Here is a 2,955-nt window from a genome sequence, read left to right on the forward strand (position 1 = left end):
GCCAGGCGCTGCGATTCGAGACGGCAATCGACAATGTCTCTCAAGGCATCTGCTTTTTTGGTGTCGACGAACGGCTGATCCTGTGCAACCGGCGCTATGCGGAAATTTACCGCATTGCCCCCGATGAACTGCAGCCAGGCTTGACGCTGGGCGAAATCGTCGAGCGCCGCGTGGCCGCCGGGACGTCGGCGATGCCGACCGACGCTTATCTGACGATGGCGCGGTCGGTCAATTCAAGCAATGCCTCGAGGATCTGGAGCGCCAAGCTCGCCGATGGTCGGACAATCCAGATCTGCCATCAGCCGATGCCGGACGGGAGCTGGGTCGCCACGCATGAGGACATCACCGAACTGATCGCCAGTCGCCAGATCGTCGACGAGCGCATGTCGCTGCAAGCGCTGATCGACTGGGTGCCGGATTATCTGTGGGTCAAGGATACTGAAAGCCGCTTCGTCGTGGTCAACAGGGCCCTTGCGGCCGACAGCGGCCGCGAAAACACCGGCGCCATGATCGGCCTGACCGATTTTGATCTTCATGCCCCGGAAATGGCGCGGAAGTTTCGCGATATCGAGCAGAGGGTTCTGCGCAGCGGAAAACCGATGATCGACGAGGAGGAGTTTGTCGTCGATGCCTCGGGCGCCGGCAAATGGCTCTCGTCGACGAAGGTGCCGTTGTGCAATCCTGACAACGAAATTATCGGTTTGGTCGGCATTGCCCATGACATCACCGCGCGCAAGCAGGCAGACGTGCTCCGGGACGGGCAGGCGCATATACTGGAAATGATCGCGATGAGCGCTCCCCTGGAAGATGTGCTCGACCGCCTTATGCGTCTCGTCGAGTCCCAGCTGACGGGAATATTCGGGTCCGTATTGCTGCTTGACAAGGATGGTGGTCACTTGCGGCACGGCGCGGCGCCGAGCCTTGCAATGGACTATACGAGCGCGATCGACGGGATCGCAATCGGTCCCAACGTGGGATCCTGCGGAACCGCCGTCTACCGTCGGGAGCCGGTCATTGTCTCTGACATCACGCAGGATCCGCTTTGGGACGACTATCGCGAACTCGTGGCGCCCTACGGCTATCGTTCGTGCTGGTCGACCCCGATCCTGTCGCATCAGGGCGCCGTGTTGGGCGTGTTTGCGATGTATTCTATGACGGTGTGCGAACCGGGCGAGGCCGAGACCCGACTCATCAATTTCACCACGCGCATCGCAGGGATCGCCATCGAGCGCAAGCTGGCCGAAGACCAGATCCACTTCATGGCCAACCACGATGCGCTTACCGGCCTTCCCAATCGCGCCCTGCTCGAGGACCGGCTCTCGCAGGCGGTCCTCTACGCGCAGCGTTATGGCCGCTGGGTGACCGTGTTGTTCATCGATCTCGACAATTTCAAGTTGGTCAATGACACGCTCGGCCACAACGCCGGAGACGAACTGCTGAAGACTGTCGCCAGCCGAATGGTCAAATGTGTAAGGGCAACCGATACGGTCGTGCGGCTTGGCGGCGATGAATTCGTCGTTGTCCTGTTCGACCAGCCGGCGAGCGTCGAGCTCATCTCCGAGATAGTGCAGAAGATCCGTGCAGTGATCGAGGAGCCGATTGAACTTGGAAAACATCGGCTGAGTACCACGGCTAGCATCGGCGTCGCGAACTATCCCAAGGATGGGGCGAACTCGGATACGCTGCTGGCCAATGCCGATGCGGCCTTGTACCGCGCCAAGGAATTTGGGCGCGACAATTTCCAATTCTACGCGCCCGAGTTCAACACCAGGGCGCATGAAAGGTTCGTGCTTCAGGAGGAAATGCGAAACGCACTGGCCCGTTCGGAATTTACCTTGCTCTATCAGCCGCAAATTGATCTTCGGTCAGGGCAGATCTTCGCGGTTGAGGCGTTGATACGCTGGCAGCATCCGACGCGTGGCACGGTATCCCCGGCCATTTTCATACCGACGGCCGAAGAGACCGGTCTGATCGTTCCGATCGGCGACTGGGTGCTGCACGAAGCCTGTCGGCAGAACAAGGCCTGGCAGGACGCGGGCTTGCCGCCCCTGATCGTCTGCGTGAATGTTTCGGCACGGCAATTCAGGGAAAGAAACCTGATAAGTCGTGTCGTCAATGCACTGAAGGACAGCGGCCTAGAGGCCAGATACCTCGAGCTGGAGGTGACGGAGAGCCTGATCATGCAGGACATTGAACTGGCGGTCGCAACGATGAACGCACTGCAGGGCCTGGGTGTGCAGATATCGATCGATGATTTTGGAACAGGCTACTCCAGCCTTAGCGCACTCAAGACCTTTCCAGTGGCGCGCTTGAAGATCGACAAGTCCTTCATCAACGATCTCGCCGACAACGAGAGCGATCAGGCCGTCGCCAGCGCCGTCATTTCATTGGGTCAAAATCTGCATCTGAGGGTCATTGCCGAGGGTGTCGAGACCGACGATCAAGTGGCCTTCTTGCGCAAGAACAATTGCGATGAAATGCAGGGCTATCATTTCAGCAAACCGATCTCCGCCGAAGCCATCATGAAATTGCTCAACGCGCCCGGCAACCCGATGTAAATTCCCAACACGAGAAGGGAGGGATTCACATCGCCGGGGATCCGGTCAAGCCGAGGTGGCAGGCTCACGGTCGACGCAAATAGATGGCCGGTCCGTCCGGACCAGCCATAGGACTGTAGCTAGGGCTACACGCGCGAGCCGTCCCGCGCAGTGCGCTGTCCAGCCGCAGTCGTGTATGTCAAATCTTCGGCGCGGAGCGTGGCAGAACCATGCCTTTACAGGTGAAGCTCAACAGACTCTTGGATGATCGAGGCCTAGTGACTACGCGCGATCAGATCGAACGCTAGGAGCAGCAGGGTTGTTGCCTGGTTTCAGAGGAAGGGTTGATGGTTGAAAGAGAGAAGTTGGAACTGGAAGCTCGCCTTCTCGCACTCGAACTGGTTGTCGCCAGAATCGC

1 protein-coding gene and 1 pseudogene are annotated in these 2,955 nt (G+C 59.0%); both read left to right on the forward strand.

Annotation, left to right across the window (positions count from 1 at the left end):
- Window positions 1-8: 8 nt before the first annotated feature.
- Window positions 9-299, forward strand: a pseudogene (locus ACFX5Q_RS34615) (PAS-domain containing protein); the annotation flags it as partial.
- An 84-nt stretch (window positions 300-383) separates the two neighbouring features.
- Entirely contained in the window at window positions 384-2,558 is a 2,175-nt protein-coding gene (locus ACFX5Q_RS34620; RefSeq protein WP_404285037.1) for an EAL domain-containing protein, read from the forward strand.
- Window positions 2,559-2,955: the final 397 nt, after the last annotated feature.

The organism is Mesorhizobium sp. IMUNJ 23033, assembly GCF_044778005.1.
Classification (GTDB): domain Bacteria; phylum Pseudomonadota; class Alphaproteobacteria; order Rhizobiales; family Rhizobiaceae; genus Mesorhizobium; species Mesorhizobium amorphae_A.

Coding starts and splice junctions, on each gene's coding strand:
- ACFX5Q_RS34620 (WP_404285037.1), top strand. CDS start 384: ATGTCGCTGCAAGCGCTGATCGACTGGGTGCCGGATTATCTGTGGGTC.